The organism is Pantoea sp. SS70 (genome assembly GCF_029866845.1).
GTDB lineage: Bacteria > Pseudomonadota > Gammaproteobacteria > Enterobacterales > Enterobacteriaceae > Pantoea > Pantoea leporis.
Genome location: NZ_CP117199.1, coordinates 711,283 through 730,829 on the forward strand (window position 1 = coordinate 711,283; position 19,547 = coordinate 730,829).

Consider the following 19,547-nt stretch of genomic DNA (forward strand, 5'->3'; position numbering starts at 1 on the left):
TATCCCTTTATTGTTGTGGCGTGACTGTTATCTGACCGTTAACCTGTTTACGCTTTACATGCATAGATTTGTATCAGGAATGAATAATTATGAGTGAAATCCGCATTGCTATCGTTGGTGCGCCGGGTCGCATGGGACGCAATTTGATTCAGGCCGTACAGCAGGCGGAAGGTGTTGCGCTTGGCGCAGCACTGGCGCGTAGCGGTTCGTCATTGCTGGGCGTAGATGCTGGCGAACTGGCGGGCATCGGCAAAACGGGCGTGATCGTCTCTGACGACCTGCAAAAGGTGGTTAACGACTTCGATGTCCTGATCGATTTTACCCGTCCGGAAGGCACGCTGGAGTATCTGGCGTTTTGCCGACAGCACAACAAAGCGATGGTGATCGGTACCACCGGTTTTGATGAAGCCGGTAAAGCGGCGATTCGCGCGGCTGCTGAAGAGATTGGCATCGTGTTCGCCGCTAACTTCAGCGTGGGCGTCAACCTGGTGCTGAATCTGCTGCAGCAGGCAGCGAAGGTGATGGGCGACTACGCGGACATTGAAATCGTTGAAGCGCACCATCGTCACAAAGTTGATGCACCATCAGGTACTGCGCTGGCGATGGGCGAAGCGATTGCCGATGCCATGAAGTGGAATCTGGATGAGCACGCGGTGTATGCCCGTGAAGGTCATACCGGTGAGCGTAAAGCGCAAACCATCGGATTTGCTACCGTGCGCGCTGGTGATATCGTCGGCGAACACACCGCGATGTTTGCAGATATTGGTGAGCGCGTAGAGATTACCCACAAGGCTTCCAGCCGTATGACCTTTGCAAATGGTGCAGTTAAAGCGGCAAGCTGGTTAAAGAACAAGAAATCTGGCCTTTACGACATGCGTGATGTGCTGGATTTATCGATGTTGTGAGTGTTGTGAACCATCGTGATGTGGTTATTTCAATCGGTAAGACCTTGATTGACGAGGGCAATGTGATCATTGCCCTTTATTTTATCTGTAAATGACCATTTTGCTATATTATTGGTTCGAAGTGCTTATTTGTCGAAGTTGATGAGTGATTATCAGGCTTGCGATGGCTAATTTTGACCGTTTGGTCAAAAATTTATGCGCGCCAGCACCAGTTTGCCATTATCGCCGTCAGGCAACCGATTATTTTTCCGAGTTGTCTCACTCTTTTATCGCCTTTCACCGTTTTTAACATTCAGTTGCCCGAAATATACAAAAAAATAACCACATATTGTAGACAAGGTGCGGGGCGATCATTAGAATGCGCGCAATTTGCCAAAATTCGAGTACTCAGGCGGGTTTTGCATTGATTCTGGTACTGCTTTTGAATTAATATGCAAATATTGTGACTGTTTATTCCCTGGAGGATGTTTTGATTAAGTCAGCGCTCTTGGTTCTGGAAGACGGAACCCAATTCCACGGTCGGGCCATCGGGGCTACGGGGTCGGCAGTGGGGGAAGTTGTTTTCAACACTTCAATGACCGGTTATCAAGAAATCCTCACTGATCCTTCCTATTCCCGCCAAATCGTTACCCTCACTTATCCCCATATCGGCAATGTTGGCGTTAACGCCGCCGATGAAGAATCCAGCCAAATCCATGCTCAAGGCCTCGTTATTCGCGATCTGCCGCTGATTACCAGCAACTTCCGCAGCGAAGAAAGTCTGGCAGCTTACCTGCAGCGCAATAACATCGTTGGCATCGCCGATATCGACACGCGTAAACTGACCCGTTTGCTGCGCGAGAAGGGTGCACAGAGCGGCTGCATTATTGCGGGTGATAATCCGGATGCCGCACTGGCGCTGCAGAAAGCGCAGGCGTTCCCGGGCTTGAAAGGCATGGATCTGGCGAAAGAAGTGACCACCGCGGAAACCTACGCGTGGCAGCAGGGCAGCTGGACACTGGAAGGTGACCTGCCGGAGCAGAAAACGGCGGAAGAGCTGCCGTTCCATGTGGTGGCGTACGATTACGGCGCTAAGCGCAACATCCTGCGTATGCTGGTGGATCGCGGCTGCCGCCTGACGGTCGTGCCGGCGCAAACTCCGGCAGAAGAGGTTCTGGCACTTAATCCAGACGGTATTTTCCTGTCGAACGGTCCTGGCGACCCGGAGCCATGCGACTACGCCATTAACGCCATTCAGGCGTTCCTGAAAACCGATGTTCCGGTATTCGGTATCTGCCTTGGGCACCAGCTGTTAGCGCTGGCGAGCGGTGCCAAAACCATCAAGATGAAACTCGGCCACCACGGCGGCAACCATCCGGTGAAGGATCTTGATAACAACACCGTGATGATCACCGCACAGAACCACGGTTTTGCGGTTGATGACAGCCAATTACCGGCCAATCTGCGCGTGACGCATGTGTCGCTGTTCGACCAAACCGTGCAGGGCATTCATCGTACTGACAAACCGGCCTTCAGCTTCCAGGGACACCCGGAAGCGAGCCCAGGCCCGCACGATGCGGCGCCACTGTTCGATCACTTTATCGAATTGATCAAAGCATACCGTTCTAACGCGAAGTAATCAGGAGCCCACGATGCCAAAACGTACAGACATAAAATCCATCCTGATTCTTGGTGCTGGCCCGATCGTTATCGGCCAGGCATGTGAATTTGATTACTCCGGTGCGCAGGCGTGTAAAGCGCTGCGTGAAGAGGGCTACCGCGTCATTCTGGTGAACTCGAACCCGGCAACTATTATGACCGACCCGGAAATGGCCGATGCGACTTACATCGAGCCGATTCACTGGGAAGTGGTACGCAAGATTATCGAAAAAGAGCGCCCGGATGCGGTGCTGCCAACCATGGGCGGCCAGACAGCTCTGAACTGTGCGCTGGAGCTGGAGCGTCAGGGCGTGCTGGCTGAGTTCGGCGTCACCATGATTGGTGCAACTGCCGATGCCATTGATAAAGCCGAAGATCGTCGTCGCTTCGACGTGGCGATGAAGAGCATTGGTCTGGGCACCGCACGTTCCGGTATCGCGCATACCATGGAAGAAGCGCTGGCGGTGGCCGAAGACGTTGGCTTCCCGTGCATCATCCGCCCTTCCTTTACGATGGGCGGCACTGGCGGCGGTATCGCCTATAACCGCGAAGAGTTCGAAGAGATTTGCGAACGCGGTCTGGACTTGTCGCCAACCAATGAGCTGCTGATTGATGAGTCGCTGATTGGCTGGAAAGAGTACGAGATGGAAGTGGTACGTGATAAAAACGACAACTGTATCATCGTCTGCTCGATCGAAAACTTCGATGCAATGGGCATCCACACCGGTGACTCTATCACTGTGGCGCCCGCGCAAACTCTGACCGACAAAGAGTATCAAATCATGCGTAACGCCTCGCTGGCGGTACTGCGTGAAATCGGTGTCGAAACCGGTGGTTCGAACGTCCAGTTCTCGGTGAACCCGAAAGATGGCCGTATGATCGTCATTGAAATGAACCCGCGCGTATCGCGTTCATCAGCGCTGGCTTCAAAAGCGACCGGCTTCCCGATTGCCAAAGTGGCGGCGAAACTGGCGGTGGGCTTTACCCTTGATGAGCTGATGAACGACATCACCGGCGGCTTAACGCCTGCGTCGTTCGAACCCTCTATCGACTACGTCGTTACCAAGATTCCTCGCTTCAACTTCGAGAAGTTCGCCGGTGCCAACGATCGTCTGACCACGCAGATGAAATCGGTTGGTGAAGTGATGGCGATTGGCCGCACGTTCCAGGAATCGATGCAGAAAGCGCTGCGCGGTCTGGAAGTCGGTGCCAACGGTTTCGACCCGAAAGTTAGCCTCGACGATCCAGAAGCGTTAACGCGCATTCGCCGCGAACTGAAAGATGCCGGTTCTGACCGTATCTGGTACATCGCCGATGCGTTCCGCGCCGGCATGTCAGTTGATGGTGTGTTCAACCTCACCAACATTGATCGCTGGTTCCTGGTGCAGATTGAAGAGCTGGTGCGTCTGGAAGAGCAGGTTGAACGCGAAGGTGTGAACTCGCTGAACGCGGAGTTCCTGCGCGCGCTGAAGCGTAAAGGCTTTGCTGATGTCCGTCTGGCCGCGCTGGCGGGCGTATCTGAAGGCGAAATCCGTAAGCTGCGTCAGCAATTTAACCTGCATCCGGTTTATAAACGCGTTGATACCTGCGCGGCTGAATTCGCCACCGACACCGCCTATATGTACTCAACCTACGAGGAAGAGTGCGAAGCCAATCCAAACCAGGATCGTGAAAAAATCATGATTCTGGGCGGCGGTCCAAACCGTATCGGCCAGGGCATCGAGTTCGATTACTGCTGCGTGCATGCGGCGCTGGCGCTGCGTGAAGACGGTTACGAGACCATCATGGTCAACTGTAATCCGGAAACCGTCTCAACCGACTACGACACCTCGGATCGCCTCTACTTCGAGCCGGTCACGCTGGAAGATGTGCTGGAAATCGTGCGTATCGAGAAGCCGAAAGGCGTCATCGTACAGTACGGCGGCCAGACGCCGCTGAAACTGGCTCGCGCGCTGGAAGCGGCTGGCGTGCCGGTGATTGGTACCAGCCCGGACTCGATTGACCGTGCAGAAGACCGTGAGCGTTTCCAGCAGGCGGTTGATCGCCTGAGCCTGAAGCAGCCGGCTAACGCCACCGTTGCCACGCTGGAACAGGCCGTTGAGAAAGCAGCTGGGATCGGTTATCCGCTGGTGGTGCGTCCTTCTTATGTGCTGGGCGGCCGTGCGATGGAGATTGTTTACGACGAAATCGACCTGAAGCGTTACTTCCAGACGGCGGTGTCGGTCTCTAACGATGCGCCAGTGCTGCTGGATCGCTTCCTCGATGATGCGGTTGAAGTGGATGTCGATGCGATTTGCGACGGCGAGCGCGTGCTGATTGGCGGCATCATGGAGCACATCGAGCAGGCGGGCGTGCACTCCGGTGACTCCGCGTGTTCACTGCCGGCCTACACGCTGAGCACTGAAATCCAGAACGTGATGCGTCAGCAGGTGGAAAAACTGGCCTTCGAGCTGAACGTACGTGGCCTGATGAACGTGCAGTTCGCGGTGAAGGACAATGAAGTTTACCTGATTGAGGTCAACCCACGTGCCGCGCGTACCGTGCCGTTCGTGTCGAAAGCCACTGGCGTGGCGCTGGCGAAGGTTGCCGCGCGCGTGATGGCAGGTAAAACGCTGGCTGAACAGGGCGTCACCAAAGAAGTGATTCCACCGTATTACTCAGTGAAAGAAGTGGTGCTGCCGTTCAACAAGTTCCCAGGCGTTGACCCAATCCTCGGCCCAGAGATGCGCTCTACCGGTGAAGTGATGGGCGTCGGTCGCACCTTCGCTGAAGCCTTCGCCAAAGCGATGCTGGGTGCGCAGAGCAACATGAAGAAAACCGGTCGCGCGTTGCTGTCAGTGCGTGAAGGCGATAAGAAACGTATCGTCGACCTGGCGGCAAAACTGCAGAAGTTTGGTTTCGAGCTGGATGCGACACACGGTACCGCTGTGGTGCTGGGCGAAGCGGGCATCAATCCACGTCTGGTAAACAAGGTGCATGAAGGTCGTCCGCACATTCAGGATCGCCTGAAGAATGGCGAATATACCTACATCGTCAACACCACGGCGGGACGTCAGGCGATTGAAGACTCCAAGCTGATTCGTCGTAGCGCGCTGCAGTACAAAGTGCATTACGACACCACGCTGAACGGCGGTTTTGCCACAGCGATGGCGCTGAACGCGGATCCAACGGAGCAGGTAATTTCGGTGCAGGAAATGCACGCGCAAATTAAAGGCTGATTCCAATTGGCTACCCATTAACGGCTCCTGCGGGGGCCGTTTTTTTATCCTTTTACCAATGCCCGCATTTCCTTATCTGTAAAAATCCTATTGATTTGACATATGTTTTATCAGTTGATGCGGAAAGCGTTACACCTCGGAATATCCGCACAAAATTATAAATAAGATCCCAGTTAGCGCACCGTACTATTTCGCTCGCTCACCAATAGAGCGCTCACCTTAACTGGGATATAAAAAATGCAAACGCGTGCTTTCACTCTCAGCGCTATTGCTGCGTTACTCGCAGCGGCGCCACTCGCCAGCCAGGCGGAAATTACTTTACTCAAGCAGGATCCACAGGCGGGCGATGCGCTAAGCCGTCTCGACTTCAAAGTGGGCGGCAGTATTCGTCCGCAGTTCCAACATCAGAATGGCGTGAACGACAAATCGTACAAACGTAATGGCTACGACGGTGGCTCACGCTTCCGCTTCAGCGCCAATTATTACCTGTTCGACGACGTAAGCTGGGTCGGTTACTACGAGCTGGGCGTTAACTTCCCGGCCTGGTGGGGTTGGGACAATCATCATGCAGATGGTGCGAATAACACCTCGCGCCGCCAACTTTATACTGGCTTCAAAAGCGCCACCTTGGGTGAGCTCTACTTTGGTCAGCAGAACAGCGTTTACTACGATGTCGTAGGAGCGAAGACCGATATCTGGGATTACGACATGCTGGCGCAGGCGCCGGGCAACGGCATCAATGGTGATTACGATGGTTCTTACCGTTCGCGCAAAATGCTGAAGTACAAAAATACCTTCGGCGATGCGGATGTGTATGCGTCGTACCTGTTTGAAGATAATGAGTTCCTGCCAGGTAACGGCCTGCGTTACAAGCGTAAAGGCGGCGGCTCGCTGGGTGTGAACTATCACATCACCAAAGACCTGGCATGGGGCACTGCGTGGAACTACACCCGCGCCGATATCCGCAATCCAGGCAATGGCGACAGCAAACGCTATGACCAAAATATCTACGGTACCGCTCTGAGCTGGACGCCGGATAACTGGACGCTGTCAGCCGGAGCGGGTTGGTATGAGAACTTCTCCCCAACCAAACGTAATACCGTTAACAATTACTTCGCGGATGACGCGTGGGGCATCGAATACTTTGCCGGCTACAAATTCCCAATTGGCCAGTATGCGGTGAAATCTATTCAGCCTTACTTCATGGGCGACCGTCTGGAGTTCGTCAACGGACGTGACTACAAGCGTATTGATAACGGCGTTGGTGTGAGTGCGCAGCTGGATTACGGCTTCCGTGTCGACTACGAATATGTCATCACCTCCAGCACCGACAAGTCACTGGGCAACGTGAATCTGGTGCGTCTACGCTACGATTTCTAAAGCGTTTCAACGGCTCCTGCGGGAGCCGTTTTCTTTTTTTGCACAGAGTGCGCTTTTCTTTACACTGCGATACCAATAACGCGACGTTTCGCACGGAGTTGTGCCGCCTCGTCAGCAATTTCTGGCTCCTCGCCCCGCAATTGCCGGGAAAGTCGGTGTAAAACTCTGTCCAATAACAAAAGTGCGGTGGCATCGGAGCTTTACGCAAATAGCGGGGGCGGCCTATCGACGAAAGTTTCGCCTTTACGTATGATGGCGCCAATTTTTTCCAGTAGGTCTTTTAACATGATTAGTCTGATCGCGGCACTGGCAGCGGATCGCATTATTGGTATGGAAAACGCCATGCCATGGAACCTGCCAGCAGATTTGGCATGGTTCAAACGTAATACCTTGAATAAGCCGGTGATTATGGGTCGTCTGACCTTTGAATCGATTGGCCGCCCGCTTCCTGGACGCCTGAACATTGTGGTCAGCAGCCAGCCGGGCAACCACGAAGGCGTTACCTGGGTGACATCGCTGGAAGAGGCGGTAAAAGCGGCGGGTGATGTCGAAGAGATGATGGTGATTGGTGGTGGACGCGTTTACGAGCAGATGCTGGCTCGCGCGGATCGCCTCTACCTGACCCATATCGATGCGGAAGTGGAAGGGGATACGCAGTTCCCGGATTACGAACCGGACGAGTGGCAGTCAACCTTCAGCGAATTCCATGACGCCGATGAGCAGAACTCGCACAGCTACTGCTTCGAGATCCTGGATCGCCGCAAGTAACGTTGCCAGTGATGGCGACCCATAAAAAACCCCGCTTATGCGGGGTTTTTTATTTACGGCGTATCACTTAACGGTGGATGCGCACTCACCGCGTTTTCGGCCATTGCCTGTTCGCGATTGGATGCCTGTACGTAATACTGTTTGGTTTCCCAATGCAGCAGCGTCAATGTTCCACCCCAGCAGCAGCCGGTATCCAGACCAATCACATGTTCCGGTGTGCCTTTACCTTCCAGCGATGCCCAGTGACCAAAGATCTGCGTATAGTCGCTGTCGATTTTGCCCGGCACCTTAAACCACGGCTTGAGCGGCGGCGGCGCTGATTCAGGCGACTCTTTGCAGATCATATCCAGCTGGCCGTTCGGGAAGCAGAAGCGCATGCGCGTCAGCGCATTAGTGCTAAAGCGCAGTCGCGCCAGACCGCTGAGTTCCGGCGTCCAGTTGTTTGGCATGTCGCCATACATCGCATCCAGAAACAGCGGATAGCTGTCGCTGGAGAGCACCGCTTCCACTTCACGCGCGCACAGCTGCGCCGTCTCTAAATCCCATTGCGGCGTAATGCCCGCATGCGCCATCAACAGCTTCTTCTCTTCATCTACCTGCAACAGTGGCTGACGACGTAACCAGTTGATCAACTCATCGGCATCATCGGCTTCCAGCAGCGGCGTCAGGCGATCTTTCGGCTTGTTACGGCTGATACCGGCATACACCGCCAGCAAATGCAGGTCGTGATTACCCAGCACCAGGCGCACGCAATTTCCCAGCGATTTTACATAGCGCAGCACATCGAGCGAACCGGGGCCGCGCGCCACCAAATCGCCGGTAAGCCATAAGGTGTCCTGCTGCGGATCGAAGTCAACCTGCGCCAACAGCGCACGAAGCTCGTCATAACAGCCATGAACATCGCCAATCAGGTATGTACTCATTGTCAGTCCGATTAAAACGCGCCGCCCGGACGGGCCGGGCGGAGGAGGATTAGTGGATGTGGGTTTGCACCGCGAGTCGGAACACCGGAATCTCGACGTGGAACTCTTCGCCCGCATCGTCGATCATCACATAGTGGCCTTGCATGGTGCCCATCGGCGTCTCCAGAATCGCGCCGCTGGTGTACTGATACTCGCCGCCGGCCGCAATGTGCGGCTGTTCGCCGACCACGCCTTCACCTTGCACTTCAGTCTCGCGACCGTTGCCGTTGGTGATCAGCCAATAGCGGCTACGCAGCTGGACGTTGCTGCGCCCCAAATTGCGAATGGTGATGGTGTAGGCAAACACGTAGCGATCCTCGTCGGGCAAGGATTGCGACTCCACATACTGACTATGCACATGGATACAGACGCGGGCCAAATCACTCATGCACTCAACTCTCCGGAGTTTCTGCCTGATGCTTGCTCAACCAGTTTGCCAGTTGGCAATATTGCGCCACAGAGACGTTCTCTGCACGCAGCGAGGCATCGATTTCTAATTGATCCAGCGCACCAGCCGCAAACATATGAGCAAGGCTGTTGCGCAGCGTTTTTCGGCGTTTACCAAAGGCTTCCGTGGTGATACGGCTCAGCAGACGAATATCGCTGACCGGATACTGTGGCTGCATGTACGGCACTAAACGCACCACAGCCGATTCCACTTTCGGTGCCGGCGTGAAGGATTCTGGTGGCACTTCGAGCACAGGAATAACCTGGCAATAGTACTGCGCCATCACGCTCAAACGACCATAAGCTTTGCTGCCCGGACCGGCGACTAAACGATTCACCACTTCTTTCTGCAGCATGAAGTGCATATCTTTAATCGAACCAGTATAGCTGAAAAGGTGGAACATCAGCGGCGTCGAGATGTTGTACGGCAGATTGCCGAACACGCGCAGCGGCTGACCTTTCTCTTGCGCCAGCGCAGAGAAATCAAAGGTCATCGCATCCTGCTGGAAAATGGTCAGCTTAGGACCGAGGAACGGGTGCGTTTGCAGACGCGCAGCAAGGTCGCGGTCCAGCTCGACCACGGTCAGCTCATCCAGACGTTCGCCTACCGGCTCGGTTAATGCACCCAAGCCGGGGCCGATTTCCACGATAGCTTCACCTTTTTGCGGGTGAATGGCGGAGACAATGCTATCGATAATGTACTGATCGTTCAGGAAGTTCTGCCCGAAACGTTTACGGGCGTAATGCCCCTGATGGACGCGATTATTCATTACTGCTCTTGATCATAGTGATGGCGAGATTAAGCGCCGTGATAAAGCTGCCCGGTTCTGCCTGACCGAGACCGGCTAATTCAAGCGCGGTGCCGTGATCGACAGAAGTCCGGATAAAGGGCAGGCCAAGTGTGATATTCACCGCGCGGCCAAACCCCTGAAATTTTAGCACCGGCAAGCCCTGGTCGTGATACATCGCCAGAACCGCATCGGCATGTTGCAGGTATTTCGGCTGGAACAGCGTATCGGCTGGCAGAGGTCCGGTAAGTTGGATGCCTTGCTGGCGCAGTTCGTTGAGGGCCGGAATGATGGTATCAATCTCTTCGCGGCCCATATGGCCGCTCTCGCCGGCATGCGGATTAAGGCCGCAGACGAAAATATGAGGATGCGGTAAACCAAACTTCTGCTGCAGATCCCGATGCAGAATGGTGATCACTTCATGCAGCGTGTCGCGGGTAATTGCGGCAGAAACATCTTTCAGCGGCAGATGTGTGGTAGCCAATGCCACACGCAACTCTTCTGTTGCCAGCATCATCACCACTAAATCGCCACCGGCGCGATCGGCAAAAAATTCGGTATGACCGGTAAACGGAATGCCCGCATCGTTGATCACGCCTTTGTGTACCGGACCGGTAATCAGCGCGGCAAATTCGCCGTTCAGACAACCGTCACAGGCGCGCATCAGGGTTTCCAGCACGTAGTGACTGTTTGCGACGCAGAGTTCTCCGGCGGTCACTGGCTGAGCGGTATCGACCTGCAGCAGCGTAAGCGTGCCGGCCCGCTGCGGTTGTGCCGCAACGCCAGGTTGATAGTCACGCAGCGTCAGCGGCAAACCCAATAAAGCAGCGCGACGGCGCAAAAGCTCGCCGTCGCAGCAGACCACCAATTCAACCGGCCAGTTTTGCTGCGCCAGTTGCAGGGTGAGGTCGGGACCAATCCCGGCGGGTTCGCCGGGCGTGATCACCACACGATAATTACTGACCATTGTTATCCAGAATTTTCACGTAAGCACTGGCGCGCTGTTCCTGCATCCAGGTTTGCGCTTCTTCCGCGAATTTACGGTTGAACAGCATGCGATAGGCGCGCTCTTTCTGCGCGGCATCGGTCTTATCAACCTGACGCGTATCCAGCAACTGAATCAAGTGCCAGCCAAATGAGGAGTGAACCGGCTGGCTGACCTGGCCTTTCTGCAACTTCAGCAATGCATCGCGGAATGCCGGATCGTAAATCTCTGGAGATGCCCAGCCGAGATCGCCGCCCTGGTTAGCCGAACCCGGATCGTCGGAGAACTGTTTGGCCGCTGCGGCGAAGGTGGTTTTACCGCTTTTAATATCCGCTGCAATCTGTTCGATTTTGGCCTGCGCCTGAGCGTCGGTCAGGATCGGTGAAGGCTTCAGCAGAATGTGACGCGCATGCACCTCAGTCACAGAGATGCTTTTGCTTTCGCCACGCAGGTCGTTCACCTTCAGGATGTGGAAACCAACACCTGAACGGATTGGACCGACGATATCGCCTTTCTTCGCGGTGCTCAGCGCCTGCGAGAACAGCGTTGGCAGCTCTTCAATTTTGCCCCAACCCATGTTGCCGCCTTTCAGCGCCTGCGGATCGGCTGAGTAAGTCACGGCCAGCTTGCCGAAGTCTGCACCGCCTTTCAGCTGAGCAACCAGTTGGCGCGCCAGCGTTTCCTGGTCGTCAACCTGCTGCTGCGTCGGGTTTTCTGACAGCGGCAGCAGAATCTGGCTGATGTTAAGCTCAGTACCTTGCGTGTTCTGCGCACCCACCTGCGTAGCCAGCGTATCCACTTCCTGCGGCAGTATAGTGACGCGGCGACGCACTTCGTTGTTACGCACTTCTGAAATCAGCATCTCTTTGCGGATTTGCGCACGGTAATCGTTGTAGTTCATACCGTCATAGGCCAGACGGCTACGCAGCTGATCGAGGCTCATGCGGTTTTGCGCGGCAATGTTCTGAATTGCCTGATCCAGCTGCTGATCGGTAATCTGCACGCCCGCTCTTTCACCCATTTGCAGAATGATGGCATCCATGACCTGACGTTCAAGGATCTGATGACGTAAGGTTTTGTCATCAGGGAGTTGCTGGTTTGCCTGCTGCGCCTGTGATTTCACGGTGCGCATCATGTTATCAACGTCACTTTCCAGTACCACGCCGTTGTTCACGACTGCGGCAACTTTATCAACCACTTGTGGGGCTGCGAACGCAGTGTTAGCGGTAATCGCTACACCAAGAATCAGCATTCTCCAGTTCTTCATACTTTATCCATTGTTGTTTCCGCACTGCGGGAGAGCCTGTCAAACATCACAACATCAGAAAGCGCGCTGGTAAGGGATGATGCCCTGACGCAGCATTTCGTTGGTGCCTAAGCCATAGTTAGAACTCAGACCACGCAGCTCAATGTTGAATGAGATTTGGTTGTCATACTTACTGTCGTTGTTTTCCCAACCGTTGATCTTGCGTTCGTAACCCAGACGAATGGCATAGCAGCACGAGCTGTACTGCAGGCCGACCAGCTGTTCAGCCGGACGACTGTTGCGGGTATCGTAGTAATAACCGCCCACCAGTGACCAGGCATCTGCAATCGGCCAGCTGGCTGTCGCCCCCACCTGTGAAATCCCGTTTTTGTAGATCGGGTCAGTCACCAGGTTGGAGTTATTCAGCGCCTGCGCCACATATTCCGGGCTGCTGTAGCGATAGCTCAGCTGCACCATACGATCGGCATCCTGACGATACTCAACTACCGCATTGCCCTGCGCGACGTTATCGAGGCGGGTGTCATATTGCAGACCGCCACGCGCGCCCCAGCGATCGCTGATTTTCCAGTACGTGTCGCCGGCCCAAACCAGGCTGCCGGTATCATCTTCCTGGTTCGTCTGGTTTACGCCGGTACGAGACGGGGTAAACGAGTAGATTTGACCCACAGAAACGTTAAAACGTTCAACCAAATCGTTATCATAAATACGCGTGGTTACGCCGGTCGCCACTTCATTTGCTGAAGCGATGCGATCCAGGCCGCTGTAGGTACGATCGCGGAACAGGCCGGTGTAGTCGGTTTGCAGCAACGTCGAGTCGTACGGATAGATATTGCTCTGGTTACGATAGGGGACGTAAAGGTACTGAACACGCGGTTCCAGCGTTTGCGTATAGCCTGGTTCCCAGTCCATATCGCGGTCAAACACCAGGCGGCCATCCACTTTGAACTGGGGCAGCGTGCGGTTGACCGAGTTTTCCAGCTGATTATCACGAGCGGTATTAACCGAGGTGTTGTAATACTCAACGTCATCCTGCTGATAATGGGTTGCCAGGAATTTCGCTTCGGTATCGAGACTCGCCCAGCCGTTAGACAGCGGCAAATTCAACGTTGGCTCAACATGCAGACGCGTGGTTTCAGGCATCTGGCTATTCACGTTGGTAAATTTCACCGCCTGCGCAAAGATTCGACCATCAAACGGCCCCATATCGTTCTGATAGAAGTTCAGATCGAGCTGCGGCATCGCACGATAGACGTTGCTGTTGCTGGTATTACCAAACACCTGGAAGTCTTTGGTCGACAGCGTCGCGTCCCAGTTGGTATCCGCGTAGCCAAGGCTGAATTTCTGCGTGGCGTAACCATCGGTGGAGCTGTAGTACTTCGACTCAAGATCGTTGAAGTAATAGGGATCGCTTACTTTGGTGTAGTCAGCGTTGAAGCGCCAGTGCTGGTCGTATACACCCGAATGGCGCCAGTAGAACAGCCAGCGATCGGAGCTATCGTCCTGCGCGATACCACGCACTGCTTTGTCATTGTCGTACTGCTTATCTGACTGCAGATAATCCAGCTCCATCAAGCCTGCGCCAAACACCGTCAAATAGCGGAATTCGTTCTGCAGCTGCAGACCGCGTTTTTCCATATAGTGCGGCGTGATGGTGGCATCGGCCTGCGGCGCGATGTTCCAGTAATATGGCAGCATGAATTCGAAGCCGTTATTACTGCCGTATTTCGCATTCGGGATCAGGAAACCGGAGCGGCGGCGATCGCCAATCGGTAGCTGTAAATAAGGGCTGTAGAATACCGGCACATTGCCGAGCTTAAAGCGGGCGTTCCAGATTTCCGCGACTTCTTCTTCGCGGTCCTGAATCACTTCGGAACCGACCACGCTCCAGCTGTTGGAACCCGGCAAACAAGAGGTAAAGCTGCCGTTTTCCAGAATGGTGTAGCGATTGTTACCGCGCAGTTTCATCTGATCGGCATCGCCGCGGCCCTGACGGCCAACCATCTGATAATCACCGTTCCACACGTTGGTGTCTTTGGTGTTCAGATTTGACCAGGCTTTCGGACCTTTGAGGATGACCTGATTGTCGTCATAGTGCACATTACCCAGCGCATCCACGGTACGAACCGGCGTGGTTTGGCCTTCCTGCTGACGTTGATGCAGCTGCACTTCGTCGGAACGCAGGCGGCTATTGCCTTGCTGCACGTCGACGTTACCGGTGAACACCGCATCATCCGGATAGTTGCCTTTGGCGGAATCAGAATGGATGGTGACCGGCAGCGAGTTGGTGTCGCCATTGACCAGCGGGCGGTTGTAACTCGGCACGCCCAGCATGCACTGCGACATCAGATCGTCGGCGAGTGATGACTGGCTATAAAGCGCTGCACCAATCATGGTAGCCAGCAAGGTAGGTATACGTTTTTTCATACGCGGTTTCGATAATTCCATGAAAACTGGCATCATGCCGACAATCCGGTCAGAGACTAACTTACTGCCCGGCGTTGCGCCAGTGTTAATCCTTGTCTGTCCGCGTTGCCGTTAGGCGCTGAGATAAATGACAGGTATGATAATGCAATTTTCAGCCGCAAGCATGGCGAATTGAGGAGTTTATGCGCTACTGGGGAAAAGTAATTGGTCTGGCGCTCGGGATATTTTCCGGGGCAGGCTTTTGGGGCATTGTACTGGGTCTGATCATTGGTCACATGTTTGACAAAGTGCGCAGCGTAAAAGGACAGGGCTATTTCGCCAATAACCAGGCGCGTCAGACGCTGTTTTTCAGTACCACATTTCAGGTGATGGGCCATTTGACCAAATCAAAAGGGCGCGTCACCGAAGCGGATATCCAGATTGCTTCCTTATTTATGGATCGCATGCAGCTGCATGGCGATGCGCGCACTGCCGCGCAGCGTGCGTTCCGTGAAGGTAAACAGAGCGACTATCCGTTGCGCAGTAAACTGCGCGAGCTGCGCAGCGCCTGCTTTGGCCGGTTTGATCTGATTCGGATGTTTCTGGAAATCCAAATCCAGGCCGCCTTCGCTGATGGTTCACTGCATCCCAACGAACGTCAGGTGCTGTATGTGATTGCCGAAGAGCTGGGTATTTCACGCGCACAGTTCGATCAGTTCCTGCGCATGATGGAAGGCGGTCAGCAGTTTGGTGGCGGCGGTTCTTCCCGCGGCGGCGCCTATCAGCAGGCGCAACGCGGTCCTACGCTGGAAGATGCCTGCAGCGTGCTGGGCGTGAAAAGCAGCGATGATGGCACCACCATCAAGCGCGCGTACCGTAAGCTGATGAGCGAACATCATCCTGACAAGCTGGTGGCGAAAGGTTTACCGCCGGAAATGATGGAGATGGCGAAGCAGAAAGCGCAGGAGATTCAGGCGGCTTACGATCTGATTCGTAAGGAGAAAGGGTTTAAATAATTTTATTGCTGTCCCCCATCCCGGCCTTCCCCCGCAAGCGGGGGAAGGAGATGCTGCCCCATGCAGCTTCATCACTAACATGTAGCAACATCTTCCTCCCCCATCCATGGGGGAGGACCGAGGAGGGGGACTGCAAGCACGGACCGAGGAGGGGCAGCATCTCCTAAACTAAAATCCCGCCGGCTGCCTGAACGTCATGCTATTGCCAAACGCCGGATGGGTGATCGTCAGGGACTCCGCATGCAACTGCAAACGCGGCGCCATCGCCAGCGCCTCATCATGTGCATAAAAGCGGTCGCCAAGAATCGGATGCCCCAGCGCCAGCAGATGCACACGCAGCTGGTGTGAGCGTCCGGTAATTGGCTTAAGCTTGACGCGCGCACTGTTCGTGGCTTCATACTCCAGCACCTGATACTCGGTCTGCGCCGCTTTGCCGTTCTCGAAACACACCATCTGCTTCGGCCGATTCGGCCAGTCGCAAATCAGCGGCAGATCGATCAAACCCTCTTCTGCCGCCGGATGGCCCCACACGCGCGCCACATAGTATTTGGAAGGCTCGCGCTCACGGAACTGGCGCTTGAGCTCACGCTCAGCCGCTTTATTCAGGGCCACGACGATCACGCCGCTGGTAGCCATATCGAGACGGTGCACCGATTCCGCCTGTGGGAAATCACGCTGGATGCGCGTCATCACGCTATCCTTGTGCTCTTCGAGACGGCCCGGCACCGACAGCAACCCGCTCGGTTTATTCACCACCATAATGTGCTCGTCCTGATACAGAATATGCAGCCAGGGTTCGAGCGGCGGGTTGTAAGCTTCCATCAGCATGATGTCGCGGTCCTGAACATTATTGGTGCGTGACCACGATCAGACGTAGCGCATCGAGACGCCAGCCTGCATCGCCCAGGCTTTCCAACACCTGTTCGCGATTGCTCTCCAGCGCTTCAACCTCGTCATCACGGATGTTGGGGTTAACCGCGCGCAGCGCTTCGAGACGTGACAGCTCAGCACCGAGTTTCTCTTCGGCTTCCACTTTCGCTGCCGCGATAATCGCCTGCGCTTCCGGAACGATCGCTTTTTCGGCCTGGGTCAGAATCTCGTGCACGTCTTGCTGCACCGCATTCACTAGCTTGCTGCCGGTATGGCGATTCACCGCATTCAGCTGACGGTTAAAGCTTTCAAACTCCACTTTGCCCGCCAGATTGTTCCCGGCGCGATCCATCAGCAAACGCACCGGCGTTGGCGGCAGGAAGCGGGTGAGCTGCAGACTTTTTGGCGCTTGCGCTTCAACCACATAGATCATCTCGACCAGCAGCGTCCCGACCGGCAGCGCCTTGTTCTTCAGCAGTGACAGCGCACAGCTACCGGTATCGCCCGAAAGGATCAGGTCGAGGCCGTTGAGGATCAGCGGATGTTCCCAGGTAATAAACTGGGTATCTTCGCGCGACAGCGCCTGGTTACGGTTAAAGGTCACGGTGCAACCCTCTTCCGGCAGGCCAGGGAAATCAGGCACCAGCATGTGATCGGACGGCGTCAGCACGATCAGGCTATCGCTGCGGTCTTCCTGATTGATGCCGACGATATCGAACAGGTTCAGCGCAAAGTTAACCAGATCGGTATCGTTGTCCTGCTCGCCGATGGCATTTGCCAGCTCCTGAGCGGCTTCGCCGCCGTTGGAGTTCAGTTCCAGTAAGCGATCGCGTCCCTGTTCCAGCTGTGCTTTCAGCGCATCGTGCTGCTTACGGCTTGCGCTGATGAACTCATCGAGTCCCTGCGGATTTTCCGGCGCAGCAAGATATTCAATCAGCTGATTGTACTCATTGTCATAAATGGCGCGGCCAGTTGGGCAGGTGTGTTCGAACGCATCCAAGCCTTCGTGATACCAGCGCAGCAGCACCGCCTGCGCGGTTTTTTCCAGCCACGGCACCAGAATCTGGATGTCATGCATCTGGCCGATACGATCGAGACGACCGATACGCTGCTCCAGCAGATCCGGGTTGAACGGCAGATCGAACATCACCAAACGGCTGGCGAACTGGAAGTTACGGCCTTCAGAACCGATTTCGGAACACAGCAACACCTGCGCGCCATCCTCTTCGGAGGCGAAGAAGGCCGCTGCGCGGTCGCGTTCGATAATCGATAGGCCTTCGTGGAACACGGCGGCACGGATGCCTTCGCGCTCACGCAGCACCTGCTCCAGCTGCAGCGCGGTGGCGGCTTTGGCGCAGATCACCAGCACTTTCTCTTTGCGGTTGCTGGTGAGGTAACCCATCAGCCACTCAACGCGCGGATCGAAGTTCCACCATGTGCCGCTATCGCCTTCAAATTCCTGATAAATCTGCTCGGGATACAGCATGTCACGCGCGCGCTCTTCTGCGCTTTTGCGCGTGCCCATGATGCCGGAGACTTTAATCGCTGTTTGATACTGCGCGGGCAGCGGCAGACGAATCTGGTGCAGCTCGCGTTTCGGGAAGCCTTTCACGCCGTTACGGGTGTTACGGAACAGCACGCGGCTGGTGCCGTGGCGATCCATTAGCATCGAGACCAGCTCTTTACGCGCGTCTTCTTTGCCATCGCGATCGCTGTTCGCCACTTGCAGCAGCGGCTCGATATCCTGTTCACCGATCAGATCGTTAATCAGGTTCATCTCATCTTTGCTGATGGCGTGGTCGGCCAGCAGCGAGCTCACCGCATCGGCTACTGGACGATAATGCTGCTGCTCTTCGACAAACTGGCCGAAATCGTGGAAACGATTCGGGTCGAGCAGGCGCAGACGTGCAAAGTGGCTCTCTAAGCCCAGCTGTTCTGGCGTGGCAGTCAGCAGCAGTACGCCAGCGGTTTTCTCTGCCAGCTGCTCAATAACCTGATATTCGCGGCTCGGTGCGTCTTCGCTCCATGCCAGATGGTGCGCTTCATCAACCACCAGCAGATCCCACTCGGCATCGGCCAGCAGCTCAAGACGCTGCTTGTTACGGCGTACAAAATCGAGCGAACAGATAATCAGCTGCTCGGTTTCAAAGGCATTGTCGCTGTCGTGCTGCGCTTCGGTGTAGCGATCATCATCAAACAGCGCAAAGCGCAGGTTAAAGCGACGCAGCATTTCCACCAGCCACTGATGTTGCAGCGTTTCCGGCACCACAATCAGCACGCGCTCGGCACGACCGGCCAGCAGCTGTTGCTGGATGATCATCCCGGCTTCAATGGTTTTACCCAAGCCCACTTCATCTGCCAGCAGGACGCGCGGCGCGTGGCGACGGCCGACATCGTGAGCGATGTGCAGCTGATGCGGAATCAGGTTGGTACGCATCCCGCGCAGGCCGCTGATCGGCAGGCGGTATTGCTCGCTGTGGTATTTGCGTGCGCGGAAACGCAGCGCAAAGCGGTCCATGCGGTCGAGCTGACCGGCGAACAGGCGATCCTGCGGCTTGCTGAACACCAGTTTGCTGTCCAGCATCACTTCGCGCATGACGACGCCCGCTTCTTCGGTGTCGAGACGTGTGCCGATGTAAGTCATTAAATCGTTTTCGTTGCGGACTTCATCGACGGTCATCTGCCAGCCTTCGTGGCTGGTGATGGTGTCACCCGGATTGAAAATCACACGAGTGACCGGAGAATCGTTTCGGGCATACAGGCGGTTTTCGCCGGTTGCCGGAAAAAGCATGGTGATCATGCGCGTATCGAGCGCGACCACCGTGCCCAATCCCAGTTCACTTTCCGTATCACTAATCCAGCGCTGACCCAGTGTAAAAACCATATATTTTTTGCTCGAC

Annotated in this window: 14 protein-coding genes; 6 read left to right on the top strand and 8 right to left on the bottom strand. The window is 55.2% G+C overall.

The window, feature by feature from the left end:
* The first annotated feature begins 89 nt into the window (after nt 1–89).
* The 5 genes from dapB (at nt 90) to folA (ending at nt 7,909) form a co-directional block, all read left to right on the top strand.
* Nucleotides 90–905, top strand: coding sequence for a 4-hydroxy-tetrahydrodipicolinate reductase (gene dapB, locus PO881_RS03205; RefSeq protein ID WP_008108654.1), 816 nt, complete (start codon nt 90–92; stop codon nt 903–905).
* 469 nt (nt 906–1,374) lie between these two features.
* Nucleotides 1,375–2,523, top strand: coding sequence for a glutamine-hydrolyzing carbamoyl-phosphate synthase small subunit (carA, locus tag PO881_RS03210; RefSeq protein ID WP_101762144.1), 1,149 nt, complete (start codon nt 1,375–1,377; stop codon nt 2,521–2,523).
* 13 nt (nt 2,524–2,536) lie between these two features.
* Nucleotides 2,537–5,761 carry a carbamoyl-phosphate synthase large subunit gene (gene carB, locus PO881_RS03215; protein ID WP_101762143.1) on the top strand — a complete coding sequence of 1,075 codons (3,225 nt, stop codon included), beginning with the start codon at nt 2,537–2,539 and terminating at the stop codon, nt 5,759–5,761.
* Between the two features lie 237 nt (nt 5,762–5,998).
* Nucleotides 5,999–7,141 carry an autotransporter domain-containing protein gene (locus tag PO881_RS03220; protein ID WP_280172444.1) on the top strand — a complete coding sequence of 381 codons (1,143 nt, stop codon included), beginning with the start codon at nt 5,999–6,001 and terminating at the stop codon, nt 7,139–7,141.
* Nucleotides 7,142–7,426: 285 nt separating this feature from the next.
* Nucleotides 7,427–7,909: a type 3 dihydrofolate reductase gene (gene folA / locus PO881_RS03225; protein ID WP_101762141.1), complete on the top strand. Its 483-nt coding sequence runs from the start codon at nt 7,427–7,429 to the stop codon at nt 7,907–7,909.
* A gap of 53 nt (nt 7,910–7,962) precedes the next feature.
* Here folA and apaH read toward each other — a convergent pair whose 3' ends face one another.
* The 6 genes from apaH to lptD are packed head-to-tail and all read right to left on the bottom strand — an operon-like array spanning nt 7,963 to nt 14,782.
* The gene (gene apaH / locus PO881_RS03230; protein WP_280172445.1) at nt 7,963–8,832 is read right to left on the bottom strand and encodes a bis(5'-nucleosyl)-tetraphosphatase (symmetrical) ApaH; all 870 of its coding nucleotides are present in this window, start codon (nt 8,830–8,832) and stop codon (nt 7,963–7,965) included.
* Nucleotides 8,833–8,881: 49 nt separating this feature from the next.
* On the bottom strand, nt 8,882–9,259 hold the full coding sequence (gene apaG / locus PO881_RS03235; protein ID WP_101762139.1) for a Co2+/Mg2+ efflux protein ApaG: 378 nt from the start codon (nt 9,257–9,259) through the stop codon (nt 8,882–8,884).
* A 4-nt stretch (nt 9,260–9,263) separates the two neighbouring features.
* A complete protein-coding gene (gene rsmA / locus PO881_RS03240) occupies nt 9,264–10,088 on the bottom strand; it encodes a 16S rRNA (adenine(1518)-N(6)/adenine(1519)-N(6))-dimethyltransferase RsmA (protein WP_008108647.1) in 825 nt (274 codons plus the stop codon).
* Nucleotides 10,081–11,073, bottom strand: coding sequence for a 4-hydroxythreonine-4-phosphate dehydrogenase PdxA (pdxA, locus tag PO881_RS03245; protein ID WP_271460713.1), 993 nt, complete (start codon nt 11,071–11,073; stop codon nt 10,081–10,083). The genes rsmA and pdxA overlap by 8 nt, the downstream gene beginning before the upstream one ends.
* A complete protein-coding gene (gene surA / locus PO881_RS03250; protein WP_101762137.1) occupies nt 11,063–12,358 on the bottom strand; it encodes a peptidylprolyl isomerase SurA in 1,296 nt (431 codons plus the stop codon). The genes pdxA and surA overlap by 11 nt, the downstream gene beginning before the upstream one ends.
* A gap of 54 nt (nt 12,359–12,412) precedes the next feature.
* Entirely contained in the window at nt 12,413–14,782 is a 2,370-nt protein-coding gene (lptD, locus tag PO881_RS03255) for an LPS assembly protein LptD (protein WP_280172446.1), read from the bottom strand.
* A 182-nt stretch (nt 14,783–14,964) separates the two neighbouring features.
* On the opposite strand from lptD, the gene djlA reads away from it, so the two are divergent.
* Nucleotides 14,965–15,777 carry a co-chaperone DjlA gene (gene djlA / locus PO881_RS03260; protein WP_061718138.1) on the top strand — a complete coding sequence of 271 codons (813 nt, stop codon included), beginning with the start codon at nt 14,965–14,967 and terminating at the stop codon, nt 15,775–15,777.
* A 168-nt stretch (nt 15,778–15,945) separates the two neighbouring features.
* On the opposite strand, the gene rluA is transcribed toward djlA, so the two are convergent.
* Nucleotides 15,946–16,605, bottom strand: coding sequence for a bifunctional tRNA pseudouridine(32) synthase/23S rRNA pseudouridine(746) synthase RluA (gene rluA, locus PO881_RS03265; RefSeq protein WP_137385141.1), 660 nt, complete (start codon nt 16,603–16,605; stop codon nt 15,946–15,948).
* A 19-nt stretch (nt 16,606–16,624) separates the two neighbouring features.
* On the bottom strand, nt 16,625–19,531 hold the full coding sequence (rapA, locus tag PO881_RS03270) for an RNA polymerase-associated protein RapA (protein WP_110867512.1): 2,907 nt from the start codon (nt 19,529–19,531) through the stop codon (nt 16,625–16,627).
* Between the last annotated feature and the right edge of the window lie 16 nt (nt 19,532–19,547).

Excerpts from the sequence above, each read along its gene's own strand:
- pdxA (WP_271460713.1), bottom strand. The coding sequence starts at position 11,073 with ATGGTCAGTAATTATCGTGTGGTGATCACGCCCGGCGAACCCGCCGGG.
- rsmA (WP_008108647.1), bottom strand. The coding sequence starts at position 10,088 with ATGAATAATCGCGTCCATCAGGGGCATTACGCCCGTAAACGTTTCGGG.
- apaH (WP_280172445.1), bottom strand. The coding sequence starts at position 8,832 with ATGAGTACATACCTGATTGGCGATGTTCATGGCTGTTATGACGAGCTT.
- PO881_RS03220 (WP_280172444.1), top strand. The coding sequence starts at position 5,999 with ATGCAAACGCGTGCTTTCACTCTCAGCGCTATTGCTGCGTTACTCGCA.
- rapA (WP_110867512.1), bottom strand. The coding sequence starts at position 19,531 with ATGGTTTTTACACTGGGTCAGCGCTGGATTAGTGATACGGAAAGTGAA.
- carB (WP_101762143.1), top strand. The coding sequence starts at position 2,537 with ATGCCAAAACGTACAGACATAAAATCCATCCTGATTCTTGGTGCTGGC.
- rluA (WP_137385141.1), bottom strand. The coding sequence starts at position 16,605 with ATGCTGATGGAAGCTTACAACCCGCCGCTCGAACCCTGGCTGCATATT.
- djlA (WP_061718138.1), top strand. The coding sequence starts at position 14,965 with ATGCGCTACTGGGGAAAAGTAATTGGTCTGGCGCTCGGGATATTTTCC.
- dapB (WP_008108654.1), top strand. The coding sequence starts at position 90 with ATGAGTGAAATCCGCATTGCTATCGTTGGTGCGCCGGGTCGCATGGGA.
- lptD (WP_280172446.1), bottom strand. The coding sequence starts at position 14,782 with ATGAAAAAACGTATACCTACCTTGCTGGCTACCATGATTGGTGCAGCG.
- folA (WP_101762141.1), top strand. The coding sequence starts at position 7,427 with ATGATTAGTCTGATCGCGGCACTGGCAGCGGATCGCATTATTGGTATG.
- apaG (WP_101762139.1), bottom strand. The coding sequence starts at position 9,259 with ATGAGTGATTTGGCCCGCGTCTGTATCCATGTGCATAGTCAGTATGTG.
- surA (WP_101762137.1), bottom strand. The coding sequence starts at position 12,358 with ATGAAGAACTGGAGAATGCTGATTCTTGGTGTAGCGATTACCGCTAAC.